This window comes from Streptomyces sp. NBC_00239 (assembly GCF_036194065.1).
In the GTDB taxonomy this organism is placed as follows: domain Bacteria; phylum Actinomycetota; class Actinomycetes; order Streptomycetales; family Streptomycetaceae; genus Streptomyces.
Genome location: NZ_CP108098.1, coordinates 82,987 through 104,834, shown reverse-complemented (window position 1 = coordinate 104,834; position 21,848 = coordinate 82,987). Strand labels below are relative to the sequence as shown.

27 protein-coding genes are annotated in these 21,848 nt (G+C 68.3%); 8 read left to right on the top strand and 19 right to left on the bottom strand.

The window, feature by feature from the left end:
- Nucleotides 1–70: 70 nt before the first annotated feature.
- The 8 genes from OG764_RS41215 to OG764_RS41180 all read right to left on the bottom strand — a co-directional run bounded on the left by OG764_RS41215 (nt 71) and on the right by OG764_RS41180 (nt 4,476).
- On the bottom strand, nt 71–250 hold the full coding sequence (locus OG764_RS41215; RefSeq protein WP_328973911.1) for an FxLD family lanthipeptide: 180 nt from the start codon (nt 248–250) through the stop codon (nt 71–73).
- Nucleotides 251–314: 64 nt separating this feature from the next.
- Nucleotides 315–1,517, bottom strand: coding sequence for a methyltransferase, FxLD system (fxlM, locus tag OG764_RS41210; protein WP_328973910.1), 1,203 nt, complete (start codon nt 1,515–1,517; stop codon nt 315–317).
- Nucleotides 1,518–1,735: 218 nt separating this feature from the next.
- A complete protein-coding gene (locus OG764_RS41205) occupies nt 1,736–2,164 on the bottom strand; it encodes a hypothetical protein (RefSeq protein ID WP_328973909.1) in 429 nt (142 codons plus the stop codon).
- Nucleotides 2,161–2,796, bottom strand: coding sequence for a hypothetical protein (locus OG764_RS41200; RefSeq protein ID WP_328973908.1), 636 nt, complete (start codon nt 2,794–2,796; stop codon nt 2,161–2,163). Before OG764_RS41200 ends, OG764_RS41205 begins: the two co-directional genes overlap by 4 nt.
- 54 nt (nt 2,797–2,850) lie before the next feature.
- Nucleotides 2,851–3,072, bottom strand: coding sequence for a DUF5999 family protein (locus OG764_RS41195; RefSeq protein ID WP_328973907.1), 222 nt, complete (start codon nt 3,070–3,072; stop codon nt 2,851–2,853).
- 44 nt (nt 3,073–3,116) lie between these two features.
- Nucleotides 3,117–3,590 (bottom strand): DUF6302 family protein, encoded by a 474-nt coding sequence (locus tag OG764_RS41190; RefSeq protein WP_328973906.1) that lies wholly within the window; start codon nt 3,588–3,590, stop codon nt 3,117–3,119.
- Nucleotides 3,590–4,042 carry a DUF6415 family natural product biosynthesis protein gene (locus OG764_RS41185; protein ID WP_328973905.1) on the bottom strand — a complete coding sequence of 151 codons (453 nt, stop codon included), beginning with the start codon at nt 4,040–4,042 and terminating at the stop codon, nt 3,590–3,592. The genes OG764_RS41190 and OG764_RS41185 overlap by 1 nt, the downstream gene beginning before the upstream one ends.
- Nucleotides 4,043–4,080: 38 nt before the next feature.
- Nucleotides 4,081–4,476: an ATP-binding protein gene (locus OG764_RS41180; RefSeq protein WP_328973904.1), complete on the bottom strand. Its 396-nt coding sequence runs from the start codon at nt 4,474–4,476 to the stop codon at nt 4,081–4,083.
- 253 nt (nt 4,477–4,729) lie between these two features.
- Between OG764_RS41180 and OG764_RS41175 the strand changes: the two genes are divergently transcribed.
- Both OG764_RS41175 and OG764_RS41170 read left to right on the top strand, forming a co-directional pair.
- Nucleotides 4,730–6,121, top strand: a complete 1,392-nt coding sequence (locus OG764_RS41175) for a helix-turn-helix domain-containing protein (RefSeq protein ID WP_328973903.1) — start codon at nt 4,730–4,732, stop codon at nt 6,119–6,121.
- Nucleotides 6,118–7,005: a phosphotransferase family protein gene (locus OG764_RS41170; protein ID WP_328973902.1), complete on the top strand. Its 888-nt coding sequence runs from the start codon at nt 6,118–6,120 to the stop codon at nt 7,003–7,005. Before OG764_RS41175 ends, OG764_RS41170 begins: the two co-directional genes overlap by 4 nt.
- Nucleotides 7,006–7,237: 232 nt before the next feature.
- Here OG764_RS41170 and OG764_RS41165 read toward each other — a convergent pair whose 3' ends face one another.
- The 5 genes from OG764_RS41165 to OG764_RS41145 form a co-directional block, all read right to left on the bottom strand.
- Nucleotides 7,238–8,371 (bottom strand): DUF2637 domain-containing protein, encoded by a 1,134-nt coding sequence (locus OG764_RS41165; RefSeq protein WP_328973901.1) that lies wholly within the window; start codon nt 8,369–8,371, stop codon nt 7,238–7,240.
- A 449-nt stretch (nt 8,372–8,820) separates the two neighbouring features.
- A complete protein-coding gene (locus tag OG764_RS41160) occupies nt 8,821–9,621 on the bottom strand; it encodes a hypothetical protein (protein WP_328973900.1) in 801 nt (266 codons plus the stop codon).
- A 161-nt stretch (nt 9,622–9,782) separates the two neighbouring features.
- Nucleotides 9,783–10,598: a ParA family protein gene (locus tag OG764_RS41155; RefSeq protein WP_328973899.1), complete on the bottom strand. Its 816-nt coding sequence runs from the start codon at nt 10,596–10,598 to the stop codon at nt 9,783–9,785.
- Between the two features lie 187 nt (nt 10,599–10,785).
- Nucleotides 10,786–11,181 (bottom strand): hypothetical protein, encoded by a 396-nt coding sequence (locus OG764_RS41150; RefSeq protein ID WP_328973898.1) that lies wholly within the window; start codon nt 11,179–11,181, stop codon nt 10,786–10,788.
- On the bottom strand, nt 11,178–11,447 hold the full coding sequence (locus OG764_RS41145; protein ID WP_328973897.1) for a hypothetical protein: 270 nt from the start codon (nt 11,445–11,447) through the stop codon (nt 11,178–11,180). The genes OG764_RS41150 and OG764_RS41145 overlap by 4 nt, the downstream gene beginning before the upstream one ends.
- A 76-nt stretch (nt 11,448–11,523) precedes the next feature.
- On the opposite strand from OG764_RS41145, the gene OG764_RS41140 reads away from it, so the two are divergent.
- Nucleotides 11,524–11,688 (top strand): hypothetical protein, encoded by a 165-nt coding sequence (locus OG764_RS41140; protein WP_328973896.1) that lies wholly within the window; start codon nt 11,524–11,526, stop codon nt 11,686–11,688.
- Nucleotides 11,689–11,756: 68 nt separating this feature from the next.
- On the opposite strand, the gene OG764_RS41135 is transcribed toward OG764_RS41140, so the two are convergent.
- From OG764_RS41135 to OG764_RS41125, 3 genes are all read right to left on the bottom strand, one after another.
- A complete protein-coding gene (locus tag OG764_RS41135) occupies nt 11,757–12,494 on the bottom strand; it encodes a hypothetical protein (protein ID WP_328973895.1) in 738 nt (245 codons plus the stop codon).
- Nucleotides 12,495–13,209: 715 nt separating this feature from the next.
- Entirely contained in the window at nt 13,210–15,471 is a 2,262-nt protein-coding gene (locus OG764_RS41130; protein WP_328973894.1) for a hypothetical protein, read from the bottom strand.
- A gap of 43 nt (nt 15,472–15,514) precedes the next feature.
- Nucleotides 15,515–15,835, bottom strand: a complete 321-nt coding sequence (locus OG764_RS41125; protein WP_328973893.1) for a ribonuclease E inhibitor RraB — start codon at nt 15,833–15,835, stop codon at nt 15,515–15,517.
- Nucleotides 15,836–16,322: 487 nt separating this feature from the next.
- Here OG764_RS41125 and OG764_RS41120 point away from each other — a divergent pair, with 487 nt between their 5' ends.
- The 4 genes from OG764_RS41120 to OG764_RS41105 all read left to right on the top strand — a co-directional run bounded on the left by OG764_RS41120 (nt 16,323) and on the right by OG764_RS41105 (nt 19,267).
- Entirely contained in the window at nt 16,323–16,754 is a 432-nt protein-coding gene (locus tag OG764_RS41120) for a hypothetical protein (protein WP_328973892.1), read from the top strand.
- Nucleotides 16,751–18,031, top strand: coding sequence for an integrase (locus tag OG764_RS41115; protein WP_328973891.1), 1,281 nt, complete (start codon nt 16,751–16,753; stop codon nt 18,029–18,031). Before OG764_RS41120 ends, OG764_RS41115 begins: the two co-directional genes overlap by 4 nt.
- Nucleotides 18,032–18,617: 586 nt before the next feature.
- Nucleotides 18,618–18,806: a hypothetical protein gene (locus OG764_RS41110; protein ID WP_328973890.1), complete on the top strand. Its 189-nt coding sequence runs from the start codon at nt 18,618–18,620 to the stop codon at nt 18,804–18,806.
- A gap of 179 nt (nt 18,807–18,985) precedes the next feature.
- Entirely contained in the window at nt 18,986–19,267 is a 282-nt protein-coding gene (locus OG764_RS41105; RefSeq protein ID WP_266449031.1) for a hypothetical protein, read from the top strand.
- A gap of 50 nt (nt 19,268–19,317) precedes the next feature.
- On the opposite strand, the gene OG764_RS41100 is transcribed toward OG764_RS41105, so the two are convergent.
- Together OG764_RS41100 and OG764_RS41095 are read right to left on the bottom strand one after the other, a co-directional pair.
- Nucleotides 19,318–19,953, bottom strand: coding sequence for a hypothetical protein (locus OG764_RS41100; protein ID WP_266449033.1), 636 nt, complete (start codon nt 19,951–19,953; stop codon nt 19,318–19,320).
- 10 nt (nt 19,954–19,963) lie between these two features.
- Nucleotides 19,964–20,197 carry a hypothetical protein gene (locus OG764_RS41095; RefSeq protein ID WP_266449037.1) on the bottom strand — a complete coding sequence of 78 codons (234 nt, stop codon included), beginning with the start codon at nt 20,195–20,197 and terminating at the stop codon, nt 19,964–19,966.
- Between the two features lie 588 nt (nt 20,198–20,785).
- Here OG764_RS41095 and OG764_RS41090 point away from each other — a divergent pair.
- Nucleotides 20,786–21,289, top strand: a complete 504-nt coding sequence (locus OG764_RS41090; RefSeq protein ID WP_266449040.1) for a hypothetical protein — start codon at nt 20,786–20,788, stop codon at nt 21,287–21,289.
- A 109-nt stretch (nt 21,290–21,398) separates the two neighbouring features.
- On the opposite strand, the gene OG764_RS41085 is transcribed toward OG764_RS41090, so the two are convergent.
- Nucleotides 21,399–21,743 (bottom strand): hypothetical protein, encoded by a 345-nt coding sequence (locus OG764_RS41085; protein ID WP_266449043.1) that lies wholly within the window; start codon nt 21,741–21,743, stop codon nt 21,399–21,401.
- Nucleotides 21,744–21,848 lie beyond the last annotated feature (105 nt).

Below are 21,848 nucleotides of genomic sequence, written 5' to 3'. Positions count from 1 at the left end.
AGTGGCCGAGCGGTGCCCGGCCGCGCCACGAAGGCGCGACCGGGCACCGCGGTGAACGCGGGATCTGCCGTTACGGGCAGCTGACGCACGCGGACTGGCAGGTGGACCCGCAGCCGTCGCCCGTGAGCTGGATCAGCAGGTCCGCGGCGACGCCGCCTTCCACGATCGAGATGTCGAGGTCGAAGCTGGCGTCGTCCGGCTCCGTGGCCGGCGCCTCCGGCGCGGCCTTCTGCTTCATTTGAACCGTCATCGGTCCCCTCCTTGGAGTGTTGGGTTGGTGGTGCGATGTCCCGGAGCCGATTGGCCCCGGAGTCCTAGACCCAGGCCACGGTCACGTAGCCGTGGCGCTTGCGCGCCGAGCCCTGGGGCAGCTGGGCGGGGGCGGCACCCGGCACGTACCGGATGATCGCCGCCCCGCGCCGCTGGTAGTCCGCCGCCCACTCGCGCAGCAGCACCGCGTACTGCTCCGCGAGCTCTTCGGCCTGCGGGCCGTGGGCGACGACGCCGCTCTCGAACCCGGCCGTGCCGGTGTCCGGGTTGGCGCGGCGGGTGCGGTAGGCGAAGCTGTCCTCGCTGACCAGGGCGGCCACGCCCAGCTTCGCGGAGGGCTCCACGAGACCGGCGTCGATCACGTCCTGGCCAGCGTGCAGACGGGCCGGGCTCTTGAGGTTCAGCGTCATGAACCACTCCAGCTCGTCGGGCAGGTCGTAGGCCGCCCCCGACCACTTCTCCAGTCGCTCACCGGCCAGGGCCCGGCCCAACGCCTTCGCGTCCAGCGGGACCTGATCGTTGTCGGTCTGGAGGGCCACGCCGTCGCGCAGCATGACCTTGCGGTCCGGTGCGGCGCCCTCACCCTGCATCGGGACGAAGTGGCACAGCTTGTACGAGAGGCTGACCAGGTCCTCGCCGTCACGCTCGAACGCCACCGACCGGGTCGTGCCGCACACCGTCAGCGGCGTGACGAGCCGCCCGTCCTCAGCGAGGGCGGCGATCCACGACGGGGGGATGTCCCACGTCGCGACGGTCGCGATGATGCGGTCGAACTGACCGAGGTCGGCCACCACGGTCTCGGCGTCGGCCACGATCGTCTTGACCTGGCCGTATCCGGTGTCGTCCAGGTTCTGCCGGGCACGGTCGATGACGTCGCGGTCGATGTCGAGGCTGATGACCTCGCCGCCGGGCCCGACGAGTTCCTGAATGAGCGCGGCGTTGTAGCCGCCCGAGCCGATCTCCAGCACCCTCATGCCGGGCTTGATGCCAGCCTGCTCCAGCATCACCCCTTGCAGGTGCGCCGCGGAGATCACGCTCATGTTGAGCCCGTGCTCGTCCTTCTTCACCGGCAGGATGCCGTGAAGGTTGTAGGCCGCCTCCAGGGTCGCCTCGGGCGCGAACCTGTGCCGGGGCACGGCGGTAAAGGCTGCCGCGACAGCCTCGGAGACGATCGCGTCCTCCTTGTACAGGGCGCGGACCATGTCGGCGCGCAGCGCCCCGTGGTCAGCGGTCTCAAGCTGGGTCATCCGGGTACCTGTTCCTTGTCGTAGTCGAGCTGCGAGGCGCCCGTCCGGCACACCTGGCGGGGTGTGCCGGACGGGCGCCGTACTGAGAGAACTTCGTGCCGCGCAGGACGGTGTGCGGTGACGCTAGCCAGGCCGCCGCCCCCGCGGCCGGGGTATTGGCGGCGGGGCGCGATAGCCCTGGAGATCGGCCGGAACCCTTCTACGGAAGTGGAGATGCTTCACCGCGCCGGCCGCCAGGTCCGCGGGGCCCTCCGCCTCAGGGCAAGCCGACCCGTCAGGATGCGTTCGTCTTCGACGGGCCGCGGTTCGTGCTCCAGGCTGACGGCCACCACGGCCCCGCCGGCCCCCCGAACCACGTGCGGCCACAGGAAATCGGGCGTGAAGTGCAAGACGTCCCGGGGGTGGCCGTAGTCCAGGAACCAGCCCTCGTACAGGTCGTAGATGTACTCGCCGGTCCTCGGAAGGTGTCGGCCGTAGCGCAGGCCGAGACGGGAAGCGATGGCCAGCATGGCGCTCCCCACGCCGGCGTTCAGCGCGTGGGCATGCGGGGGGTACAGGGTGACGACCGGTGTCCCACTCGCGGTGAAGCGGGTGTCGATCGCGATTCCCGAGATGAACCCAGGGTCGGGCGGCGGGAGCGGCGTCACGGCGTCTCCATGAGCAGGAGGTCGGAAGGCGGAGCCAGAGCCGGATGCAAGGTGGGGTCCGGTTCGGCTCCGCGAAGTCCAAGGACGAGATACCGGGCAAGGACGTAGGGCAGGCGGTCAGTTTCGGTGAAGCGGACGAGTTCGTCAGGACCGTTCGGACCTCCTCCCGTGAAGACGGTGCCGAGGACCCCGACACGCTCGACCTCGCTGACGCGGACCGCGAGGTAGCCGCGGCGCAGGGTCGCGCACCGCTGGAGAGCGAGCCGTGCGTGCAGATCGCAGATCGGTGGGGTCGTCGTCTCTATGTCGGCCGGCCAGGAGCGTTCGCCGGCCTCCGCCCGCAGGAGCCACAGCATGCCCTCGCCGGGCAAGCGCTCGGGCCTCTTGAGGCAGTAGGCGCACAGCAGCCGGTCGGCGGCCTGCCGCTGGATCTCCGGGTCGAACTCGCCGTACAGCGGTATACCGTCGCCGGTACCGCCCCAGTGTTCCCACAGCACCTGAAAGTCCGGGTCGGCCTGATCGTCGCGGTGGCCGCCGTCGTACTGAAGCCCGCTGGCGGTGACGACGATCGTCGGGTGGTCGGGGAACCGGCCTTCCCGGAGAGCGACGGCCGGGGCTTGGACGGGATTCACGCAGGTCTCCAGGTCAGGGCAGGTCGAGGGCGGGTGTGATGCGAAGCCGGACTGCTAGGTGAGGACCGTGGCCTTGCAGCCTCCGCGCGCCGCCGTGGTGAGCGGTCGATGCGGGGCGATGATCCGGCCGTCGGGCAGCAGTTCGCCTGTGTCCTCGAAGAACAGGACGCCGTTACACAGCAGGCTCCAGCCCTGCTCGGGCCGATGCGCGAGGGGCCGCGCGGCCTCCCTGTCGGGAGCCTCAGCCGTGGGGCACGGCGGGTTGTGCGCACACATGGTGCTCGTCCTCTCGGGCGGGAAGTTGGGCCCTCTTCGGCGAGCTACGGTGCCGTGGGGGAACACGGTTCGGGCACGGCCGAAGAGGGAGTCTTGTGGTGCCGCGCTATGAAGGCGGCGATGGCTGCTTCGCTGTAGCCGTAGAAGCGCCCCAGGGTGGTGGCGTCTCGGTCGCCCCAGAGCGTCGGTGATCTCTCTCCCCACTCGACAACGAAGCAGGTCTCCGGGTAGGGCGACCACCGGACGCGCAGGTCAGGGAAGCCTGGCTGCTCAAGAAGAAGGTCATGGACCGCGAGCCCGAAGCACAGACACGACACCGGGTAGTCCCCGCCGCGCCTCGTGCCCCCGACGGGAACCGCGAGGAACGGCATCCGCATGGTGCGCACAGCGACGCTCTTCTCCAGGAGCCAGGAATCGGAGATCCGCCGCTCGTAGAACTCGAAGTCGTACGCGTCTTGCGGGAGGGCTATCGCCGTGGCGGTCACGGCCGGGTGCCGGGCGGAACTGGGGTCGTGCATCACTCCGCCCCCTTGATGTACCGCGCTTCGATCAGCTCTTCGACCAAGTCGGAGGTCACGAAAGCCAGACGACGAGCGAGGCCGACGGCCTGCCGGTAGTCGGCCGGCGTGCGCTCGTCCCGCACGGGGACCCCGCGTGCAACGAGCTGGACCATCTCCGCGGTGGGCGGGTACCGCTCGTCCGCGACAGCGATATCGCTGAGCTGCTTCAAGTGGCCGCGCAGGCGGTCGACCAGGGCGCCGGTCGTCGCGACGGGCGGCGGCTGGTTGCCGATCGCCGTATCGAGGTCGTCAAAGACCGCCTCCACATCGAGCGGCTTCCACTTCTCGATCCGTTCCAGGACGAACCTCAAGCCCTCTGCATCGAGTGGAGGGGTCCACTGCGGTGTGCTGGGCTCGTCGGCTGGCGGAGGAAGCACGTCGTTCTCCGGAACCAGAACGGTGAGGGACATCGGAACTCCTGGAGAGGGCCAAGCCGGCCGTGGGGGGGCTAGAAGTGCTCGGTCGCTTCCGGGGTCTCTATGAAGACCCACACGTCCTTGCCAGCTGGGGTCACGGAGACGGACGTGTCGTCGGCCAGGGCCCGCAGCAGCATCAGCCCGCGCCCCTCCTCGGCCAGGGGGTCCGGTGACGAGTACACAGGGGGGCAGGGATCCTGGTCGCGGACGATGGCGGTGACGCCGTCCGCCACCTTCTGGAGGAGCAGACTGGCCATCCGGCACCCGTCGGCATCCGCTGGGGTGTGCTGCAAGACGTTGGTGAGAAGTTCGTTGACCACGGTCAGCATGCGGAACGCGGTGCTCTCCTCGACGTGCCACCAGCAAAGGTGCGCTGCGACGATGTCCCGCACCGTTCCCAGGTCCTCAGCCCGGACATTGAAACTCATGTCGAGTTGACCGTCCACGCTCCTGGACGTGGTTCGAACAGAAGCGGCCCGCTCGCGGGTGTCTAGGAGTAGTTCCATCGCTGCTTCCTCCGTTCTGCCAGAACCCCTTCAGCAGGGGTGGGTTGCGGTGTGTACTGGACTAGAACCGATCAGCAACCATTTAGGCAGAGCGCACCGAGAACGTGCAGAGCCTGATGCCGAGAGGTGAAGAGTTCGGCATCAACGACTTCGGGGGCAGAACATGCCGCAGCCAATGAAGCAGCTCGATCCGGGGGCATCCCCGCAGGAGTGGTTCGGGAACGAGCTGCGCAGACTGCGCCTGGAGCAAGGGCTGTCAGCCAAGGAGCTGGGGCGGTTAGTGCAGGTCAGCGACGACATGATCTTGTCGATTGAGAAGGGCAAGTACCCGAGCTGTCGTCGCGACGTGGTTCAGCGGCTCGATGATGTCCTTCGCACGGGAGGGCTCCTTGACCGGGCGTGGCCGATGGCCTTCGGTAACCGTGATGCCGATAAAAGCCGGGCTGATGCCGATAAGGCTTCCACGCGCAGGGCGGAGGGGCACGGTCATGCGCCGACAGGCCGCATCCTGGGCAGAGACGAACCAACTCTTCGCCCTGGGAGCCATGAGCCCGTGATTCGACGCTCGTTCCTCCAAATCGGCGGCCTCGCCGCCATAGCCCCTCTAAACTTCACCGACGTCTTCGCGCCCGCCGAGCTGTCTCTCCCGACAAATGTCAACCCGACCCACATCGACCAGGTCCTGGCCGTGGCCACCGCCATCAGCGGCATGGACAATGAGCTGGGCGGCGGTGGCGTCGTGCGTGATGTGGCCGCCCGCGCGATGCAGTGGTCGGCCGGCCTGCTGCAAGCCCAGTTCCCCGAATACCTACGAACCGAGCTGTTCGCCGCCGTATCGCGACTCGGCATCGTGGTCGGCGCCTCTGCCTTCGACGCCTACCACCACGATGAAGCCACCCAGACGTTCCGATTTGCAGCGGACTGCGCCGAGGAGGCCGGAGACTGGCATCTGCGGGCCAAGACGTACTCGTTCCTCGCGCGGCAAGCCGTATGGATCGGAGCGCCCGATGACGGCCTCACCTACGCCGAGAAGGGGCTCGTACGTTCCGACCGTCTGACGCCGACCGAGCAGGCGATGCTTCACACGGCGAGGGCCAGAGCCTTCGGGAAGATGGGCAACGTCCGCGACACGATGGCGGCCGTCGGCGCCGCGGATGAAGCGTTCACCCGGGCCCGGCCCGCCGAAGACTCGCCGTGGATGGCCTACTACGACGAGGCGCAGCACAACGGGGACACGGCTCACGCCCTGTTCGACCTCGCGATCCTGGCCGGGCAGGACCCGGGCCGGGCGGCCCGGCGATTCGACACAGCGGTGAAGGGACACACGGACGCCTACAAGCGGTCCCGCGCGATCTCGCGGACCAAGCTGGCTTCCCTGCTCATGGCCAAGGGCGACCCTCGCCAGGCGGCGGCGCTCGGCCACGACGCCCTGGACGAGGTTGGCCGACTCACCTCCCGGCGAGCTGCCGACGACCTGCGGCAGCTCGGCCGCTTCGCTTCGAAGCACCGGACGATTCAGGAGGCTTCGGCGCTGCGGGATCGGATCGCCGCTACTGTTTCCGCATGACTTCTTCGGCAGACGCACCTGAGCGTCACGTCTTGGAGCAGGCATGTTCCGCGGCCGGATTCGACTCCGACGGAGCGGAACCTCTGCGCCTGGCCGAGAACCAGATATGGCGGCTGCCCCATCAGCGGGTGATCGTACGGGTCGCCCGGGAAGGACAGAGTGCTGCGGCGGCCCGTGAGGTGCGCGTCGCACGTTGGCTCGCCCAGGAGAACGTCCCGGCTGTCCGCCTGGTCGACGTGGAGCAGCCGGTCGAGGCGGCTGGCCGGCCGGTGACCTTCTGGGTGGAGCTTCCTCCGCAGGAGCACGGCTCCGCGCAGGAGGTCGCCCAACTCCTCGCGCAGCTCCACTCCCTGCCGACGCCGGACATCGAACTGGGGTATCTCGATCCCTTCGTCCGGATCAGGGAACGGCTGGAAGCGGCCACCACGATCCGCGACGATGACAGGCAGTGGCTGCACGGCCTGCACCGCGATCTCGCAGCAGCCTGGGCCGAACGGCCGGCCGGTCTCCCCGACCGGGCTGTGCACGGTGACGCCTGGCCGGGCAACATCGTCCGCACGGTCGACGGCGTCCTGATGATGGACCTGGAGCGCTTCTCCGTAGGGCCTCCGGAGTGGGATCTCGTCTCCACCGCGGTGCGCGCGAGGACCACAGGCGCGGTCAGCGAGCACGAGTACGCCCAGTTCTGTGCGATGTACGGGTACGACGTAACGGAGTGGGAGGGCTATCCCGTCCTCGCAGGCGCCCGAGAGCTGCGGATGACGACGTACGCGGCCCAGCACGCGGCCAGCAACGAGGCATGGATCGGTGAGGCCCAGCACCGGATCGACTGCCTGCGCGGTCGATCCGGTCCGAAGCCGTGGTCTTGGAACGGAATTCTCTGATCGCCTGCTCAGATCTCCGTGGACGCAGAGTCATTCGGCGCCAGCTGGGCTTGGGTCTCCGTGACCGCCGCTCGGGCGAAGCCGCCGTACAGCGGGACCTTGGCGGGCGGGGCGCCGGAGGTCAACCTTCCGGGTCAGAGCCCGGAAGACTGGCAGGTGGCTGGTCATCGGAGCTCAGCTCGCGCAGCATGGTGTTCACGGTCGGCTATGAACTGGCCGCTGATGTGCCTGGTCAAACAGGCAGGCCCACTGTTTGTTCCTTCCCGGCCTCGCTCCGCTCACGTAGCGCCGTTGCATCAGCAGCCGGGCCCTCGATCGGACGCTGGTGTACAGCAGCGTCGCGTAGTTCCGAACGAATCGCTACCGCCGCCGCTTGCAGGTCTGCTGTCAGGTCGCGGAATGCGTTGCGGGCAGAGTTGTAGGCGAGCAACGTCTCTTCGCCGCGTTCCTGACCAAGCCGCTCATTGACTCGGACCCAAGCAGCAGTCCTCGCTATCGGGTCCTCCGAGACCGCGTCCCATACGCCGCTGCGCATCTCTTGCACCAGGCCTTCGAAGAGCTGGTGCTTGAGTGACGGCCTCTTAGGAGCTACCTGATCCGACGTCGGAGTCGTCTGGAGAGGTCGAGTCAGCCGCTCGGAAGCCGCTGTCCCGCCAGAAGTATGCGAAATGGCAGGGTTCGAAGTCGTGCTGGGGGTCAACGTGGGTGGCTCTGCATGTACGAGCTCACCGGGCTCCGGAAGCGGCGAGACCTCTCGTCGCGGTGTGGGAAGTTCCGGCTGCGCATGATGAGGAGCGGCCCGCTCGGTTTCGCTTCGCGCCGGGGAGGAGACCTGCTGAGTTATAGGGGGCTTCAGCGATCCAGGGGCTCGTACGTTTTCCAGTGTCCGGTGCAGGTCCTGACGCCACGCCTTCCACATCTCGCGGGGGTATCCGACGAACGGGATCCAGAGGAGCAAGCTGTAGCCGCGCTCGCGGTCCTTGCGTCGCTTCGGTCTCTTTCCCATGATGACCTGCTCGACCTTGAACAGGAGCATCTCAAGGAGCACCGCGTACACCAAGGGAGGGATGACGGCGACGAATCGGCTTCCGAAGTCCACAACGCCGCTCTCGCTGGCCGGCGCGTGCAGGTAGTTCATCTGAGCCGAAGCGCCCACGAACGCCACGAGGAGCAGGCGTGTCAGGGCGCTCGACCGCAAAGTCAGGGCTTCGAAGAATCGGAAGAGGCTCAGGCCGAGGGTTCCCGCGTCGAGCAGCAACGCGAAGCCGGTGGCCGCGTCCCAGTTCTGGCCATTGCGGGAGAACGCGTACCCGCGCTGGGCGGCGAAGCTGAGCCAGCCCGCAGTGCCGGCGATGGCGAAGAGCATCACGCAACCGGCGCCCAAGGCCGTGATGCTCAGACCGCGCCGCCAAGCGTCGCGGCGTGCTTTGGAACGCTCGGCTCGTTCAGCGGGTCCGGAGGGCGCAGTTCGCTTTGTTCGGGCCCCGCGCAGAGCGAGAGCGGACACGATGATCAAAAGAACAAGGCTCACTGCCGCGACGGGCGCTGCTACCCCGTCCAGATTCCCCACCTGACGCCTCCTCCAGACTGTGCCGAGTCGTCGTTCCAGCCCCGGAGCTGGGGGGCGTAAAGCGTGGCGCCCCCGTCCGCTGATCTTTCGAACGACAAGAGCCAACCTACGACGAAGAGGCGCTGAAGTGACACACGAGATACGCGGGACGAGATAACGGGTCCGTACCAGGGGCAAGACGAGGCCCCTGGCTCCATCCTGCGGAAACCAGGGGCTGATGTCTCCTCACAGTGTGAGGAGAACGGCTACACGGTGCTGCCATTCTCAGACGGCGTCTCGACGTCGGATTCGAGCTGGTCGGCCAGAGAACGCAGTTCGCCGGCCAAGCGCTTGGCTTCGTCGGGTGCCGAGGAGCGGATGGAACCGAGGGGGAGCTTCTTCAGCTGCGTCAGTTGCTTCTCTGCCCTCTGCACCGGTGACCCGAGCTCGGCCCGTGCTGGCGTCGCCAGTTCCAGCTTCTCGTCCTTCCCGAACCCGAGCTGGTCACGGGCGATCCGCAGATTCTCAGGGGTGGGGCGACCAAGCTCCATCGCCTTGTTCCAGGTCTCAAGAACCGCAGACGCCCCGCGATCACGGAAGATGGGCCAGAGGACTTCGTCCTGACGTACCGATGTCCTGGTGCCCAGCGCCCGCTCGATCGGCACGTGCACGATGATCCGGTCAGCCGTTGCCAGCGAGATGTCCGGCAATCGCTCCTCGACATACTGCGACCAGGACCTGAACGGCTTGCCGTCGCCAGCCACCTTGGTTTGCCAGAGCTTGTTGGACTTGATGCCGTGGAGGGGCTTCTGAAGCCGGTCCTCGTACCGATGGACATCGGCGATCAGGTCTCGACGAGCCGCGAAGACCTGGGCCTCGTAGAAGTCCAACTGTTCCGCCGGGTCATTCGGAACGACCGTCCCTTCAAGCGCCGCAGGCTGGCTGCCAGCGGTGCCCTTCGGTGAGGCCTGCGCAGGAAGAGCCGCTCCGGCAGTGCTCGCTGTTGCAGTGTCATCAGCCTGCGGTGCGTCAACAGGCGTCTGCGTGCCGACCTCCGACGGGGACATTGCCGCGGAGTCATCGGGTACGGGTACGCCAGTTCCTGCTGTGTTGTGGATGTTCTCCGGAGTCAACTCCGGTACACCGCCGGGGAGGGGAGCAGCCACCTGAGGCTGAACACGCCGCCGTCGTCGCTGCCCTGACTCGGCGGCTGGGGCCTGCTTGGACATCAGACCTCGACCCTCTCTTCATCGTCTTCGAACTCTTCGACTAGGCGCTTGAACTCCCAGATCCCGGTCTCGTGCAGGAGGTAGTCCAGCATCTCGAACTCCCCCTGAAAGTCGAAGTCGTCGATCAGGTGCCCGTAGGCATCAGCGTAGGCGGCCAGCTGCGGAATCTCGGTGAAGCACAGCGGGTAGGCGCCACCCTCCTGAGCCTCGCCTTCCAGCACACTACGGAACTGGTTCGACTTCTTCTTCCGGCGCCGGTCGATCTTGTTGAATGCCACGTAGATCTCGCAGCCGCCGACGGTGCTCATGGTCGACGCGCCCTGTGCGGCCATGCGCGTCGGGTTGAGGCGGTCGACTTCAGACTGGTCCGCCCCGATGGGGATGATGAGCTTCCTAGCCCGACGGACTGCCGCCATGAAGGCGTTCGTATTGCCTCCCCCGATATCGCAGATGACGTAGTCAACGTCTCCGCGACTCCGGTACTCGTCGATCTTGCGGTCCAGGTCGTCGAGGGGGTAGGGGATCATGTCGAAGGGCAGCTTCTGGCCCTGCCCCTCCACGCGCGTCTTCCAGAGGTGGGCGGACTGGCTGGTGGAGTCGGCGTCGATGAAGACAACGCGGAACCCCAGCATCGCCAGGAAGAAGGCCATGAGCATCGAGAGGCGGGTCTTGCCGACCCCGCCCTTGAGCATCCCGACGACGAATACCTTGGTTTCACCGTTGGGAAGCTCAAAGCCCTCCGCCGGCGTGTGCGCGATCGGGAAGTCGCCCCCCTTCGCTGCTTCTAGATTCCGTTGTCTGACGATCGTGCTCACGGATGCTCCCTAACTTGCTCTGGGGGTGGCCCAGACGGCTCGTATTCTGCCAGTGCTGGCGGATGGAACCGTCGAGTCGGTGCTGACGCGGCCGCGTCGGTATGGCGACCTGACGACTTGAGGGCGTTCTCCTCACACTGTGAGGAGAACGGAGAAACGGGATGGACGCATGTCGCCCTGGTACGTCTTACGGGAGAGCTTCCACCTCTATGTCGGGGTAGAGAGCGCGGAGCCGGCCACCGTCCGCAGAGATCACCGGCCACTCGCGGGCAGCCGCGAGGAAGGCTACGTGGCCCGCGGTTGTGTCGGAGTTCACCTGGGGGTGAGCGGCACGGAGGGCTCCCGCTCCGCGGGCGTCCTCTTCGGAGAGTGGAGCGAGCGTCAGCATGGGGAACTGCGCGATGGCGTGCAATGCCTGCTGAGCGTCCGGCTTGAGGTCGGCGTAGGCGTCGCTGAGCGCAGTCGTAGGCACCAGCAGCGGGATGACCCGCTGGTGGGCGACAGACAGCAGCGCTTGCATGTAGAGGCTGCCGCGGGCGGCTGCGGTCAACGCGCTCGTGTCGAGGATCCGGCCGCCGATCACGCTGCGCTGCTCTGGTCCGTGCTGGCGCCGCCGCCGAGAGCTCGCTCAGCCCAGGCGAAGTGTTCGGGATCGGGAGAGCTCCCAGGGAACAGGCGCTGAAGGGTGGCATCCACCTCAGCGGCCTCAATCTCACGTTGGAGAAGGGCCGTGATGTGGCCCGAGAGGCTCGGGATGTCCTTGGCCTGCTGGCGACGGTTGAGCGCTTCCAGGAGCTCCGTCGGCAGGGAGATCGAGGTGCGCGATACCTTCGGGTTGTCTTCACTCATGGCCCCAGTATTACGGGAGTAATACTCGCCTGTCAGCTGTTGAGGGAAGTCGGCCTGTCGTCACGGAGGGGGAAGAGTGGACGAAAGGGAGATTGAGCGCGCCGTAGCGCGCGGTGTGAGGCGCGGGCTCCAGGAGCACGAACGCCAGCGAGCCGATGCCGGGGCGCAATCATGCCTCGCCGGGCTGCTGGTCATGGCCGTCTTCATGGTGGCCTTCATCCTCCTGGTGACCTACGGCTGAGTTCGACGAATTGTGGGATGCCCGGATCGACTCTTGATCCGGGCCTTCGTCAGCGGTTGTGGGGAGCTTCAGCCGGACGGATCAACGAGTGCGGTGGCAGCCTCCAGGGCCTGCCGCGCCTGGTCTGTGGTTGCCGGCGGCTGCTCGCTCCTCCTGGCGTACGCGGACGTCTCACGGATCACTCCCCGCACGTACACCACCAGGTTGGCGCGCTCTGAAGCATCTCGGCGGTCGTCGACCACCTCAGCGAGCTGCTCCAGCCAGAACCCATCGTCGTCAGGGTCGGAACGGATCTCTCCTGCCGCGTAGTGCTTCAGCAGAGTTCGCGCGGCCGCGTCCAGCTCGGCATAGCGCGTCTCCCCTGACTTGATGAATCGTGCTTCCGCCAGCCGCGCTTCCATGGCCCGCCGGTCGATCAGGTCGGCGACCTGCGGCTGGCGCCGGTCGCCGGGCTGGCCGTTGACGGCGACGTACAGCCGCTTGCGAAGGTTCATCGCGCTGCCGGCGTTCGGCTCCCCGAGCCGATCGAGGTACCGGAGCTTGAGAGCCAGCTCCCTCCACGAGGTGCCGCTGGCGCGGGCATCGTCGATCGCGGAGAGCTGGAATGGATCTGCGGCAAGGCGCAGCCACTCGGCCAGCTGCATACGCAACACCGCGGCCGCACGATACGCCTCACCCTTGAGCCGGTGGGCGTGCTCCTGGGCGAAGCCGAGCACGCCAAACAGCTCGCGGTCGCCGGGCCAGAGCTCCAGATACCCCTCGTCGCTGCTGGCCTCGCGGTGCAGCTCATACAGCCGGGCGGCCAATGCGCGCGGCGGCTCCTCGGGAGCCTGCCGCGCGGGGCGCGCTTCTCGGGCTGTCGGTGGCGGCGTCTTGCGGAGGCGTCGCATCGTCGTCGCTGACCTGCGCTTTCCTGCTAGCGGGTTGAGACTGAGCACGGTACTTGTCGTACGCTGGCCGTCCGACCTGCGATCGTCCCGCGAAGTTGCACGACATCTGTCGGCAGATTCGCACCGTACTTGTCGTCAATCTTCCCGAAGGAGCGGCATGCGGCGCTCCGAACAGGGCGTTTACCCAGGTCAAGGCTTCGTACGACAGATGTCGTGCTCAGACGACAAGTACCGTGCTCAGGCTCACGGGTCGGGACACCCATGTGGTCACGGGCAGCAGACTACCGGCTGTTCACGCATCTTTTCCTAGTAGGAAATTCGCCCACGCCCACGAGAGCAGATGCGATGTCTGATGTCTCCGCTGAAGGTGGTCGGATGAGACTGAGCACGGTACTTGTCGTACGCCGGCCGTCCGACCTGCGATCGTCCCGCGAAGTTGCACGACATCTGTCGGCAGATTCGCACCGTACTTGTCGTCAATCTTCCCGAAGGAGCGGCATGCGGCGCTCCGAACAGGGCGTTTACCCAGGTCAAGGCTTCGTACGACAGATGTCGTGCTCAGACGACAAGTACCGTGCTCAGGCTCATCGGAGACCTCCCGAGGCTGGGGCACGGCCCCCTACGCCAGCTCTCAGGTGAAGGATCCCTCGCCAGACAGGAGGGTGACGCGGATCTGCTGGAGCGCCTCATACAGCCGCTGGGCGGGTGCGCTGCCAGCAGCACCGAGGTCCTCGCGGGCGGCGTCGAGCAGGACGGCCAGGTGCTGGCCACGGATCCGGCCGGTGGCCGAACGCCCTGCCTGGATGAGTGCGGCGTGGAGCTCCTGCCGGTAGGCGCCGGGCTGAATCTGGGCGAGCCGGCCGCGCCGCAGGTCGATGCGGCTGGCCGCGCCGAAAAGGTTGGAGCGCAGCCCGGCCGGGATACGCAGGTAGGTCTCGTCGTCCAGGTCAGGCAGCGGCACCCACGCGCCCTCCGCCGCGATCACGGCGTGGGCAGCGGTGTTCCGGCCGCTGTGGGAGGGGCCCCGACCGAGTGGCCGCCGCCGGTGTTCGGCCGTCCACCGGACGATGTCGCTCTTGCGGCGTCGGACCGGGGCGATAGCACCGACTTCGGTGCCGTCGGCAAGGACGCGATAGCCGCCCCGATAGGCGAGGTCGGGCTCCAGCCGCCACGTGCGGCCGCCGAACGTACCCAGGTCCACCGGGCCGCTCTCCCCTGCATCAGCCGGGGCGAGGCCCTGAAGCGCGCGAAGCAGCTGCCGAGAGTCCTTACTGCGGCCGAGCTCCGCGGCGTCGAGGGCGGTCAGCTGCTGGAGGTCCCGTTCGCCGGGCACGCGCAGCGCGGTCCGCAGGGCGGCATCGCGGACAGCCTGGGGAAGCCGGACCAGCCTGCCGCCGCGTTCCGGAGTGGCGGTGGCCAGGGGGACCACCGCGGCGACCAGAGCATTCTGTTCCGGCTCGCCAAGAGCAGTGAAGGAGGCGGCCACCGCCGTCGCCGTGCCGGACGGCCGGCGCAGGCCGTCTCGGACGACCGCGCCCGCGGCCTGCTCACGGTTGGCGAAGTGCCTCTGGCCGTGGGTTGGCCGTAGCGGCATGGCGTGGCTGGTCCGGGCGGACCAACCCAGGAGCGAGGTGCCGTGCAGGGAGTGCTCGGGCTGGATGCTGCCCGCGATCTCGCCGTCGCGCAGCACCCGCCAGCCGCTGTGATCGTCCTCGTAGCGCACCAGCGTCCACCCCGCCCCGCCGTGCATCCCCAGGTCGACGATGGCCACCGGAACCTCCCGGTTCCCAAGGCTCTCCGTGTCCTCGTCGCCGTCGCCGTCGCCCGACTCCGGACCGGCGGCCGGAGCCGGACCGGCACCGTGTCCGGCGGCCGAGGTCGGTTCGACCTCCGCCCGCCGGGCCGCATCGAGCTGCGCGCGGAGGGCGGCCATCTCCCGACGATGCCGGACGCGGTCCTCGTCGAGCCGGGAGTTCAGTCGGCCGATCGTCTCCCTGAGTTCCTCGCGGTGTGTTCCGAGTTCGCCGAGTCGGGCGGCCAGGCCGGTGTTCTCGCTCTGTACGCGGGCAAGATCGGCGGCCGTGCTGCGCTGTGACTCCTCGATGCGGGCCTTCTCCCCTGACAGCTCCTTCACGCGCACGTGCAGCGCCTGGGCCTCTCCCTGAAGTCGGCCGTGCTCGGTGCGAAGGGTGCCGTGCTCGCTCGCGAGGGCGGCGAGGGTGCGTTCGAGCTCCTGGTGCCGCTTCGACAGCTCCTCGTGCTTTCCGCTGAGTTCGTGGTGAGCGTCGCGCAGCTGCCGGTGCGTGTCGGACAGCGCGTCGAGCGCGACGCCGGCCGCCGTGGCACGTGCGTCGGCGTCGGCGGCCTCGCGCAGCGCGGTGGCCGCCTCCATCTGCGCCGCCTGCTGCTCCGCGTGTGCGTCGGCCGCAGCCTGCTCGCTGCGGGCTGCCTCCTCGCGGGCCTGCCCGGCGTCCCGTGCGGCTTCCTCGCGCTGTTCCTCTGCCTGGCGGACCCGCTCATCTGCGGCGCTGTTGACCTCGGCGATGTGGGCGGCGACCGCGGCGGTGTCGGCGCCGGCCTGCTGCCCCTGGTGCACGGCTTCCAGCGCGGTCAGCACCCTGGGCAGCAGCGTCGTGAGGACCTGCTGCTCGCGGGCCCCCTGAGCTACGGCCTGCTGGACCGGCACGGGCTCCGGTGCGGCCGCGCGCTCCTTCTCCAGGGCCTTGCGGGCTCGGTAGGCGAGCTGCCGGTCGCGCGGGTTGTTGTGCTGGACGCAGAACTTGGGCGGCGGCCCGGCTTGCCCTTTGTGCGCGGCGCGCGGCCGTTGGTGCAGTCCGGGAAGTCGCAGTCGGCGCCGCCGAATCCGGCCTCCATCATCTTCCGGGCCATCCACGGGTCGTCGGTGGCAGCCAGGCCGGGGCGGGTGGTCGTGGTGGTCATCGAGTGGTTCCGTTTCCCCAGCCCTGGTCACGCTGAACGATCATCGGGTCCGTCACGGGCCGCCCGGACTCGTACGTCGCCTCTCCACCGTCGTAGTCGCCGCCGTGACGGATCACGATCGCCTCCACCTCTCGGTGCCGCTGCTGAAGGCCGGCGATCTCAACGTCCCGCGCGGCCAAGAGCAGCCACTGCGGCGTCAGGTCTGGATCCGGCTCGCTGATACGGGTCACGTAGTCCGCCAGCTCTGCGGCGCATGTCTCGGCGCCAGCGCGGTCCGGGAAGTACGCCCAGTGCGTATAGGGGATCGTGCGGCTCATCGTCGCCTCCGTCTTTCGGCCCCGGGTCGCAGATTTCCCGGTGCGTACGGCGGTCCGTGCACCGGCACCGCCTGCTGGCCACTGAGTTCTCCCGCACGGTAGAGGACTGCTCCGGCAAATACAACTCAACTCAAACACGATAAGAGTTGAAGTCTAATCGCGTGAGTTGTAACCCACTTTGAACAGGGGTTATTCGCTGCATGGCGCACAGAGGCGCGATGTGTATTCCAAGCCCTCTTGTATCGCTGGTGGGTCAAGGCGCTCAAACGCGCTTCTGCCGCCGTGATGCAGATTCACCGGCCCCCGCCGCGTGGTGATCGGTTGAAATGTGGACGGTGTCGTGTCGAGGGGGCTCTCTAGTTCTGATTCCGGATACTCTCTGCTTAGCCGGAATCAGAAACCGACCGGGACACGACAAGCGGCGTCCGCAGGTATCCGGCTCACGCAACGAATTCTGTGAGAAGGCCGGAGAGGAGCGGGGGAGCAGATGACGGTGGACATGTGGCAGCCCCTACCGGCGCACCCGACCGGGCCCGGTCGGCCCGCGGTCGTCATCCGCGACGAGATGGCCGAAGTGCTGGCCAGGGTGGAGACGGAGACCAGGCTCGTCCGCGTCCACGGCGGCCGCCTCGACCACACCGCCCGCCAGGAGCGCCCCGGTCGGTGGCGCATGGCGTGCGGCACCCTGCCCGTGAGCCCGCACGACTTCGAGCGCTCCCTGTGCGGTACCGCCTGCCTGGCCTGTGACCGCGCGCTGCGTCTCGCCGCCGACCCGGCCGCCGCCGCCCTGCGGGCCCACGCCGTGACCGTGCAGCGCTGCCAAGCCGCCGGCCAGGCACCGCTCCCAGGCAGTGAACCCTGCCTGGACACCTCCGCCGAGATCACCGCCCGCGCGCACGAGGAGCAGCCCGCGTCATGACGTCGACCGAGCTCGTCCCCACCGTCGGCCCCGGCCGCACTCCGGCCGTACGGCGCCGCCGCCGCGCCGAGCCGGACATCGTCTCCCCGGCCGGCGAGCGGATCTCCGCCTCGGCCGCCCGCAAGCTCAGCGACGCCGTCCCACGCAGCAGCCGCAACGCCCGGGCCAGCCGCTGGCGCTCGTACGCCCTGTGGTGCGCCACCTACGACTGGGCCGAGGACGAGCCCAACGCGGTGCTGTCCTACCTCTCCGACCTCGGCGACCGCGGCCACCCCGCGAACTCGATCGAGGCCCACTTCAGCACCCTGCGGGCGATGCGCGCCATCCAGGGCGAGCCGCTGTCGGACAAGGAGGTCAAGGCCTGCCAGCTCGTCATCCGCCACCGCGCCGGCGAGGAGGCCGACGACCCGCTGGTGGAGCCCGGCCCGCTCCAGGCCGACGCCGTCGACCTGGACGAACTGCGCCTGATGGTGCGCACCCTGGACCGCACCACGGCGCGCGGGAAGCGGGACGCCGCCGTCCTGCTCATCGCCTGGTGGATGGCCGCCCGCGCCTCCGAGCCCGCCCGCCTCAACCTGCACGACGCCAAGATCCGCACCGTGCAGATCGAGGACGAGGACGGCCGCAAGCGCCCCCACCAGGCCCTGATCATCAAGATCCGTCGCTCCAAGGCCGACCAGGCCGCGCGCGGCCAGGAAGTGCGCATCCTCGCCCCCGCCGACCAGGAACTGTGCCCCATCCACGCCCTGCGTGAATGGCTCGACGTCCTCGCCGACGACGGCCAGCTCACCCCCGGCCCGCTGCTGCGCCGTATCGACCGGCACGGCAACATCGGCGCCAAGGCCGCCGGACGGCCGTCCAAGGACGACCGCCGCCGCGGCGGCATCACCGCCGACACCGTCAACGACATCATCAAGGCCACCGCCCGCGCCGCCGAGCTGACCCCCACTCCGCCCCCCGAGGAGCGCGCCGCCGCAACCCAGGCGAGGCAGGAAGCGCTCGCGGCCGCCGACGCCGCGCCCACCGCCGAAGAGGCCAACGCCGTTCTCAAGACCTGGCGCACCGCCCGCCGCGCGGCCCGCGCCGCCGTCCGCCGCATCACCGGCCACAGCTTCCGCCGCGGCTGGATCCAGCAGGCCCTGGCCGCCGGCAGCCCGCCCGAGACGGTCGCCCTGCACTCACGGCACTCCCTGCGCAGCACCGCCTTCGACGCCTACCGCCGCAAAAAGCTCCCCTGGAAGGAGAACCCGACCCGCTTCCTCGGCCTGGCCGCCTGATCAGCCCAACGAGGCTGCGCTACCCCCAGTCCGCAAGGCCGCTGAACCGCAGAACGTCGGGGCTATGCCGGGCCGGTCAACCACGGCGGCAGGAAACCCGATCCAGCCATCGTTATCTAGGGTTCCGGGGACTTCTGTGCAGGTCGGCGCGCGTCTGCAACTGGCATGCACGTAAGGCAAGTAGTGGGCCGCCCGATGGGCGAAGTCGGCGTTTGGTCGACCCTCCTTGCGGCAGCATGTGTTCACGGCTTGGGTGTCGTCACCCAACCCACTGATCTTGAGGGGATGCAACGTTGTGATGTTCAGGTTCAGGTGGGTATCGCCGCTGCTCAGGTTGCGCGCGCACGCTATGGCGCGGTCAGTGGGGCTGCCTATGCGGCGCTACCGCGCGCCCCTCATCAGCCTTGGCGACGGGCAATACAGGTTCCAGCGGTCTGAGCACTCCCGTCCCGACTGCCCGATGGTCTGGCACGTCCATGCCGCCCCCGGGCTCAGGCTGACGATTCAGAAGAGCCCTGACGCCCCTTCAGGCTGGTGGCCTGCCCTGGTGTGGGGGGCCGATCTCGATATGTGGCCGCGTAGGGAGGTGGTGGTCCACCTGACTGCCGAGGCGGCGGCGGCCGATCTGATGGGCCGCTATTTCGGCCCCTGCCCCGGCGACTCTTCCATCCGGGCCGGCTTTCTCGCAGCGGCATTCGGCGGGGCGTCACCGGAGCACCTTGAGGAGCGGGCCAAGGCGGTCCTGCGGGAGGCTGAGGAAGAAGAACTGCGCTGATCCACAGTGATCATGACGATGGGGGCGCTGCCTGACGTGACCAACGTGCCTCACAACCCTCTGATACCAGTGAGGCACGCTTTCGAACAGGGCACTTGCCTCACATGCCTGCCTCCTCAGAGGCACCCGAGATAACCCTGGGCCTAGCGGCCTGACCGCAGCGCACGTCGAGGAGCACCATGCCCACCACGTATCCGACCAGCCTGACCACCGTCCCCGAAGATCGGTGGGACGCCGAGAAGCTCGCGGACCGAGGGATCGAGCGGCCCGCCGAGGGCCGACCGGTCGCGGTCGCCGACTTCGTCCTCACCGCCGACTCCGCCGGGCAGGCGGAGCTGCGCTTGCTTTCCTATATTGACAACGACTACGAGGATGACCTTCGCGGTGCGACAGCGACCGCGGCCGAGGAAGCTGCCCCGGGTCGTTGGCGGGTGACCCTGCGCGTTCCTGGGGAGTTCTAATCCAACCTCGGGCAGACCGTAGGTGCACGCCACCGCTGGCGCGTAGATCGTCAGCGGTCGATGCTGGCCCGTACGGTGCGTACGAGGTCGGCGTCGGCGCGCATGACGGCGGGGACCGCGCTGTCGGCGCGGGCCTGGCCGTGGTCTTCGCCGCAGGGGCAGACGCTCCACCCGTCCCTTTCGATCCTCTGCGCGACGCGGTCCAGGATCTGCGCGGTCTCGTCCAGCACGGCGGCCTGGATGGGCGCGAGCTCGCTGTCCGAGTCTGCGATGGCGGAACCGATCTCGCAGATGAGGTCGATGGCGTGCTGCGCGGTACGTGAGTCGCCGTTGGCGGTGGCGTACTTGGCGGCCTGGGCCAGGGCCATCAGGGGGCGGCCGGTGACTACCCGGTCGGTGGGCACCACGCGGTTTTCCAGGCGGAAGGGCCGGATGCCGTGGGCCTCTTCGGCGCCGTCGGTGGACTCGGCACCGGCTTTGGCGATCTGGTCAGCGATGACTGAGGGGTCGATGTAGCGCATGGCAGAGCGGGGCTGGATACCCATGCGCTCAGCGACCGTGGTCACCGCGTGGGCGAGCACGTTGCGCACCCCGATGGGTACGACGTCCAGGCCGCGGGTGAGTAGTTCGGCCTCGGTCTGCGAGAGGAGGGCCTTGAAGCCCTGGGTGTTCCTGATGTCTGCCACGGCGTCGAGCCTACGGCCCGGCGCTGCTCGGCCGGGCAAGAGTCGGCAGGGCGCGCTCAGCGATCATGGCGTCCAGGTCGGCGTGCAACTCCGGCCAGCCGTCGCCCGGTTCGAGTACCGCCTCTGGGATACGTCCGGCGAGGATCGACAGGATGAGCCGGTGGTGGTGCCCGACGATGGCGAGCCATCCGGCGCGCAGCCGCAGTGGATGAGCCGTACCGGGCTGGTCCAAGTGGCATGCCATGCTCGGGGCTTCCGGGCCCGCCTGCATTCTCGCGTGCCGTTGGCGCGGCCGAGTTTGGCGAAGTCCGCATCACTGAAGTCGGCGAGATTCGTACCGACGACCCAGGGGTGACACCGTCCCGCACAGGGACGGTTGCGAAACTCCAACGGCGCCGGAGCGGCCTCCTCCGACAGAGGATCACTGGACAACTGGGATCTCCGTGTGCGGAACGACGGCTTCCGGTGCGCGGGGAAGGCGGGCCCCGCTCTGGATGGTGCCAGAACCACAATGACCGGATGAACCGCCGACGAATCCGCTCCCAGCCGGAGGGAGCAGGCTCGGAGAATGGGCAAGGCCGCCCCGTTGGTGGACGGTACGGCCTCCGCCCTGACATCGGGCTGCTCAGGCGAATGTGGGGCTGGGGGTCGGCCTCGTTCGCACGGTGCGGGTCCGTGGCGATCTGAACGGACGGGATGGAGCCCAGACGGCCGTCGGCCTTGTAGACAGCGGTCACGCTCCACGGGACCGACGCTTTACGTGGGGCTTGTCACAGCCGGTAATGGCTTCCGAGGTTAGGAACCAGAGGCAAGCACTCGGCATGATCGGGGGATGTTCCATCTGCTCCGCCGACGTCGCACCACATCGGTGCCTGCCACCACTTCCCGCTCCACTGCGCCGGAGCAAGCAGCGGCTCAGGAGACGGTCGTCAACGCCGAGCTGCTCGTCCGCGTCGCCAGGCTGCGGGCTGCGCTGCTTGCGGCCGGGCTAGACCTCGACGAGCACAGCACCCCGGAGCCGGCGTGGTTCTCCATACTACGATCCGGCGACACCATCAGTCTCGACGCCCTTCAGCAGCGGGAACTCACCGAGCACCTGGCGGGGATAGCGGCAGCCCATGCTCTGGACGACGCCGCCTGCGCCCACGCACTGGACAAAATCGAGGCACTCGTCGTGCTCAGCGAGATGCGGGCCGAGGGCATAGTGCCGGGTTGCTCCCCCACCTCGATCATCAAGCAGACGTCCGCCGCCGACCTGCGCATGATGGCTGCCCTTGTACGCCAGGCGGAGGAGGAACGCCACGGCGCTCCACCCGCCGCGCCTTCAGGGGCCTGAAACCGCCAGGCGTATCCCACCGCAGGTGGCCTCGCCGAGGTCTCTTCGGTGGCCAGCGCCGCATCCCTCATCTGGCGAAGCGCCCTCGCACGGCCTGACGTGGCGGGGATTAGCCCGTCCAGAGTTCCGAGATCGGCACGATAGTCCAGTCCCACTCCTTGTTGTCGTCGATGCCGGGGACGACCACCAGGTCCTCTTCACTGTCGCGGGCCTGCTTGCGGGCCTTGCCGAGCGTGACCAACAGGGCGAGGTGGAAGTCCTCCGGCAGACTCGGTGCCGGGGCTTCAAGTCCAACGGCGTCCTTGTGGGCCAAGGTCACAGCGTCGTCGGAGCCGATCCTCGAAGCGGTGACGCTGTCCCCGGTGGCCAGCAGGTGGCTGACGTCGTCGGCTCGGACGAGCTGCCCGCTGCGGTTTTCGTGCAGGGTGGTGCCCAGGATCCAGGTGTCGGCCATACGCGTTTCCTCCCCAGGTTGGATGATCGTTCTTATCCATCCTCGCCGACGAACCGACAACCGGCGGTTAGGGCCGAGAAACGGGGGACTGCCTTCTCCAGTACG

Coding starts and splice junctions, on each gene's coding strand:
- fxlM (WP_328973910.1), bottom strand. CDS start 1,517: ATGACCCAGCTTGAGACCGCTGACCACGGGGCGCTGCGCGCCGACATG.
- OG764_RS41120 (WP_328973892.1), top strand. CDS start 16,323: ATGACGGTGGACATGTGGCAGCCCCTACCGGCGCACCCGACCGGGCCC.
- OG764_RS41170 (WP_328973902.1), top strand. CDS start 6,118: ATGACTTCTTCGGCAGACGCACCTGAGCGTCACGTCTTGGAGCAGGCA.
- OG764_RS41125 (WP_328973893.1), bottom strand. CDS start 15,835: ATGAGCCGCACGATCCCCTATACGCACTGGGCGTACTTCCCGGACCGC.
- OG764_RS41195 (WP_328973907.1), bottom strand. CDS start 3,072: ATGTGTGCGCACAACCCGCCGTGCCCCACGGCTGAGGCTCCCGACAGG.
- OG764_RS41180 (WP_328973904.1), bottom strand. CDS start 4,476: ATGAGTTTCAATGTCCGGGCTGAGGACCTGGGAACGGTGCGGGACATC.
- OG764_RS41095 (WP_266449037.1), bottom strand. CDS start 20,197: ATGGCATGCCACTTGGACCAGCCCGGTACGGCTCATCCACTGCGGCTG.
- OG764_RS41085 (WP_266449043.1), bottom strand. CDS start 21,743: ATGGCCGACACCTGGATCCTGGGCACCACCCTGCACGAAAACCGCAGC.
- OG764_RS41145 (WP_328973897.1), bottom strand. CDS start 11,447: ATGAGTGAAGACAACCCGAAGGTATCGCGCACCTCGATCTCCCTGCCG.
- OG764_RS41105 (WP_266449031.1), top strand. CDS start 18,986: ATGCCCACCACGTATCCGACCAGCCTGACCACCGTCCCCGAAGATCGG.
- OG764_RS41190 (WP_328973906.1), bottom strand. CDS start 3,590: ATGCACGACCCCAGTTCCGCCCGGCACCCGGCCGTGACCGCCACGGCG.
- OG764_RS41090 (WP_266449040.1), top strand. CDS start 20,786: ATGTTCCATCTGCTCCGCCGACGTCGCACCACATCGGTGCCTGCCACC.
- OG764_RS41165 (WP_328973901.1), bottom strand. CDS start 8,371: ATGCTCTTCGCCATCGCCGGCACTGCGGGCTGGCTCAGCTTCGCCGCC.
- OG764_RS41175 (WP_328973903.1), top strand. CDS start 4,730: ATGAAGCAGCTCGATCCGGGGGCATCCCCGCAGGAGTGGTTCGGGAAC.
- OG764_RS41215 (WP_328973911.1), bottom strand. CDS start 250: ATGACGGTTCAAATGAAGCAGAAGGCCGCGCCGGAGGCGCCGGCCACG.
- OG764_RS41160 (WP_328973900.1), bottom strand. CDS start 9,621: ATGTCCCCGTCGGAGGTCGGCACGCAGACGCCTGTTGACGCACCGCAG.
- OG764_RS41115 (WP_328973891.1), top strand. CDS start 16,751: ATGACGTCGACCGAGCTCGTCCCCACCGTCGGCCCCGGCCGCACTCCG.
- OG764_RS41185 (WP_328973905.1), bottom strand. CDS start 4,042: ATGTCCCTCACCGTTCTGGTTCCGGAGAACGACGTGCTTCCTCCGCCA.